Genomic DNA, 3,542 nt, shown 5'->3' with positions numbered 1-3,542 from the left:
TGAGCAAACTTCCATATTTTTAACATATTAAATTTTAAAAATGGTAGCGGAGGAGGGATTTGAACCCCCGACACTGCGGGTATGAACCGCATGCTCTAGCCAACTGAGCTACTCCGCCACAAGACTTCCTCAGTATAGCTTTTTGTACAAAAAATGTCAAGCCTTTTTTCGACAATTTTTCAAAATTTATTCACTGCGGTTGATATAGATAATCTCGTTGGGTTTCACCATGCCCAGCTGTTCTCTTGCCACCTGCTCAATATAACTGTCGCTGGTATAATATTCCTTTCTGGTTTCAAAGTTCAGCTGTTTTTCCCGTTCTGCTTCGATCTCCGCAGTTACCACAGCCATTTCTTCCTTTACTTCCTGATAACGGATAGCCTGTTTTCCGATACCCACAGAAACAGTGCATACAAATACCAGCAGGAACAGTCTTACAAAAAGACTGGATGCTTTTCTGGATTTTCTGATTCTTTTTTTCTTTTCCATAAAAACCCTGCTCCCTGCTATTTTTCCCTACCGCCGAAATATTTTCCAGTCAATACGAAGATGGTGTAGTTTCATTTTTACACAAAGTTTCAATGATTGCAACAGTTTTTTCCGCTGTTTTACGCAAAATCCCCTAATTTTTTGCAGGGGTTTCCGAAAGGGCAGAAAAATCAGGCGAATAGGCGTAAAAACGATCCGAAAAAACAGCACTGTCACATATCTCATCAGCCGCAGGATACGGTCGCTGGCAGCCAGCACAAAGGGACTCAGTGCCAGAAAATACAGGCCCATACCGCCAAACAGACCGAAGATGGAGAAAAACCGGATCTCCCCGCTGCTGGCATGGAGCATCACGCCAAACACCAGAAAAACCGCCGCCGCCCAGAACAGGCCATCCTCCAGCTGCACCCAGAAGGGCTTATGGGGCAGCACATGACGAAATACCCGCAGGCCATCATAGACCAGACCCATACCGCCCCCCAGCAGAATGGTCAGCAGAAACAGCCGCGCCTGTGCATGTAATGACAATATCATAACGCCGACCCCTTATCGGAACAGTTTGCCGAGGAGGGAATGTTTTTCCCCAAAGCCGCCGTCAGCATAGGTGATGCTGTCGATGGTTCCATCCACCGTCACATCCCCGCTGTCCAGATCCAGCTTGCCGATATGCAGCCCTGTCCCCTTCAGCATCAGAAGGCCGCAGGCAGTCTCCATCATAATGCCCTCCTCATCAAAGGACATCACTTCCGTCACGCCGCCGATGCGTACCCGCTCCCGTTCCTCCATCTGCAATGTATGTCTGCCGTTTTTCCGTTTTTCTTCCGCCATAGGAACACCCCCTGTTGCAAGGATATGCCAACAGAACAAAAAAAAGACGCACATGCGTCTCTTTTTGAGGGTTTCACCCTCAAACTCCCAGCAAGGAGATAATCCCCCTGCACCCCTAATTGAAACAGCATGTACATGCTGTTTCGTATCGGGTTCCAAGGGAGTGACTCCCTTGGCAGGGCGTGGGACAGCGTCCCACAATCACACGGATCTGTACATGCCTGCGGCATCTTCCTTTTTGGTAGATTCCTTCAGATCCAGCACCTCCACCTTTGTGGTGTTATTGCCAAACTGAATTTCGATAATATCACCGATTTTCACTTCCGCGCCGGCCTTCACCACTTTGCCGTTGATAGACACGCGGCCCGCATCGCAGGCTTCATTGGCGATGGTACGTCTTTTGATGATACGGGATACTTTCAGGAATTTATCGACTCTCACGGTCACTCCTCCTCTGCTGCTTAGTAAAAAAGCACTCTTTTACAAGAGTGCTTTTTGATTCCCTTCGGAAAAATTATTTGTTGATTGCATCTTTCAGAGCTTTACCAGCTTTGAATCTGGGAGCTTTGGAAGCGGGGATGGGCATTGCTTCACCTGTCTGAGGGTTTCTGCCTTCGCGAGCTGCTCTTTCAGCTACGTCGAATGTACCGAAGCCTACCAGCTGTACTTTGCCGTCAGCTGCCAGTGTTTCTGTTACTACATCTTCAAAAGCTTTCAGTGCTTTTTCTGCATCTTTTTTGCTCATTTCTGCTTTTTCAGCAATTGCTGCAACCAGTTCAGATTTGTTCATTTGTGTTTGCCTCCTAAATTTCCATTTATCATTTATTTGGGCGCAAAGCGATTTTCGCTTTGTCCCAGAGTAAATCCATTTCCTCCAGAGTCATATCAGAGAGGTCTTTTCCTGCTGAAAAGGCGGATTTCTCAATATACTCAAATCTATTTATAAACTTTTTGATGGCTTTTGTCAAGGCAAACTCAGGATTTATTTTCAAAAACCTTGAGATATTCACCAGTGCAAACAAAACATCGCCGAATTCTTCTTCCATATCGCCATCTTCAGCCGCCGCAGCAGCCTCCAATTCCTGCACCTCTTCATATACCTTCCGGAAAGCATCGGCAGTCACAGGGAAGTCAAAACCCACATCTGCCGCTTTTTTCTGCACCTTTCTGGCGCGGATAAGGGCAGGCAGTGCTTCGGGCACACTTTTCATCACGTCAGTCTGGGTCTTTACATCTTTTTCCACCTTTTTCAAAGCCTCCCAGTTAACCAGCACCTGTTCCGGCGTATCCGCCTTCACTTCGCCGCTGCCGAAAACATGGGGATGGCGGTAGACCATCTTTTCCCCGATGCCGCGGATCACATCTTCCAGTGTAAAGGCTGCGTCAGCCCCTTTTTCTTCCTCGATGCGGGCATGGAACACCACCTGCATCAGCACATCCCCCAATTCTTCGCAGAGATTGGGCATGTCGCCGTTATCAATGGCATTGGCCGCTTCATAGGCTTCCTCCAGCATGTCCATCCGCAGGCTTTCGTGAGTCTGCACACGATCCCAGGGACAGCCGTTTTCTCCCCGCAGCGCCTTTATTACTTCCACAAAATCATCCAGTATATATCTTTTTTCCTCCATAAAAAGACCCTCCTTTTTCCTTTCATCTCAGGACATTTTTCGCCCCAGCATTGTTCGTTTCCCATAAACTTTTGTCTTTATCTCAAACCAAAAATGGCGCTTTTTCCGTCTTTTTTCGGGTACTTATTTGTGTTATGATAAACACGATTCTATCATAACAAATCTATGACCGAAAGAAAACCCTTTCGGGCAAACCCAAACAGAAAGAAAGAAAGGAAGGAACCTCATGTTTCGTATCGTAAATAAAAGAGAACTCAACAGCATGGTGACCCTCCTGGAGATCGAAGCCCCCTTCGTGGCAAAGAAAGCTCAGGCTGGTCAATTTATCATTTTCCGTGTAGATGAATTCAGCGAAAGAGTCCCCCTGACCATCGCTGATTATGACAGAGAAAAAGGCACAGTGACCATCATCTTCCAGAAAGTTGGTCTGTCCACAAAAATGCTGGCCGCAAAAGAAATCGGCGACACAATTCTGGACTTCGTTGGCCCTCTGGGTGTTGCCACAGAATATGAAGGCATGAAAAAAGTTGCTGTTGTGGGCGGCGGCGTAGGCTGTGCCATCGCATACCCTCAGGCAAAGGCTCTGCACGAACTGGG

The 3,542-nt window shown here is 47.3% G+C and carries 6 protein-coding genes, 1 tRNA gene and 1 pseudogene; 1 reads left to right on the top strand and 7 read right to left on the bottom strand.

Features of this window, described 5'->3' with window-relative positions:
• Positions 1-41: 41 nt before the first annotated feature.
• From ACJMLT_RS00150 to mazG, 7 genes are all read right to left on the bottom strand, one after another.
• Positions 42-118: transfer RNA gene (locus ACJMLT_RS00150), tRNA-Met, on the bottom strand.
• Between the two features lie 68 nt (positions 119-186).
• Positions 187-489, bottom strand: coding sequence for an FtsB family cell division protein (locus ACJMLT_RS00145; RefSeq protein WP_405724772.1), 303 nt, complete (start codon positions 487-489; stop codon positions 187-189).
• Positions 490-516: 27 nt separating this feature from the next.
• Positions 517-1,023 carry a spore cortex biosynthesis protein YabQ gene (gene yabQ, locus ACJMLT_RS00140; protein ID WP_405724769.1) on the bottom strand — a complete coding sequence of 169 codons (507 nt, stop codon included), beginning with the start codon at positions 1,021-1,023 and terminating at the stop codon, positions 517-519.
• A gap of 12 nt (positions 1,024-1,035) precedes the next feature.
• Positions 1,036-1,317 carry a sporulation protein YabP gene (gene yabP / locus ACJMLT_RS00135; RefSeq protein ID WP_405724766.1) on the bottom strand — a complete coding sequence of 94 codons (282 nt, stop codon included), beginning with the start codon at positions 1,315-1,317 and terminating at the stop codon, positions 1,036-1,038.
• Positions 1,318-1,518: 201 nt separating this feature from the next.
• Entirely contained in the window at positions 1,519-1,758 is a 240-nt protein-coding gene (locus tag ACJMLT_RS00130) for an RNA-binding S4 domain-containing protein (protein WP_405724763.1), read from the bottom strand.
• A 73-nt stretch (positions 1,759-1,831) separates the two neighbouring features.
• The gene (locus tag ACJMLT_RS00125; protein ID WP_405724760.1) at positions 1,832-2,107 is read right to left on the bottom strand and encodes an HU family DNA-binding protein; all 276 of its coding nucleotides are present in this window, start codon (positions 2,105-2,107) and stop codon (positions 1,832-1,834) included.
• Positions 2,108-2,135: 28 nt separating this feature from the next.
• Positions 2,136-2,945, bottom strand: a complete 810-nt coding sequence (gene mazG / locus ACJMLT_RS00120) for a nucleoside triphosphate pyrophosphohydrolase (RefSeq protein WP_405724757.1) — start codon at positions 2,943-2,945, stop codon at positions 2,136-2,138.
• Positions 2,946-3,171: 226 nt separating this feature from the next.
• Here mazG and ACJMLT_RS00115 point away from each other — a divergent pair.
• Positions 3,172-3,542: pseudogene (locus tag ACJMLT_RS00115) on the top strand (sulfide/dihydroorotate dehydrogenase-like FAD/NAD-binding protein); the annotation flags it as partial.

It is taken from the genome of Anaerotignum sp., from assembly GCF_045122575.1.
In the GTDB taxonomy this organism is placed as follows: Bacteria; Bacillota; Clostridia; order Lachnospirales; family Anaerotignaceae; genus Anaerotignum_A.
Note: the sequence above shows the minus strand (reverse complement) of the source record. Positions and strands in the feature narration are given on the sequence as shown.

Bases quoted from the DNA above. Each gene is read 5' to 3' on its own strand.
- ACJMLT_RS00125 (WP_405724760.1), bottom strand. From the start codon at position 2,107: ATGAACAAATCTGAACTGGTTGCAGCAATTGCTGAAAAAGCAGAAATG.
- yabP (WP_405724766.1), bottom strand. From the start codon at position 1,317: ATGGCGGAAGAAAAACGGAAAAACGGCAGACATACATTGCAGATGGAG.
- mazG (WP_405724757.1), bottom strand. From the start codon at position 2,945: ATGGAGGAAAAAAGATATATACTGGATGATTTTGTGGAAGTAATAAAG.
- ACJMLT_RS00145 (WP_405724772.1), bottom strand. From the start codon at position 489: ATGGAAAAGAAAAAAAGAATCAGAAAATCCAGAAAAGCATCCAGTCTT.
- yabQ (WP_405724769.1), bottom strand. From the start codon at position 1,023: ATGATATTGTCATTACATGCACAGGCGCGGCTGTTTCTGCTGACCATT.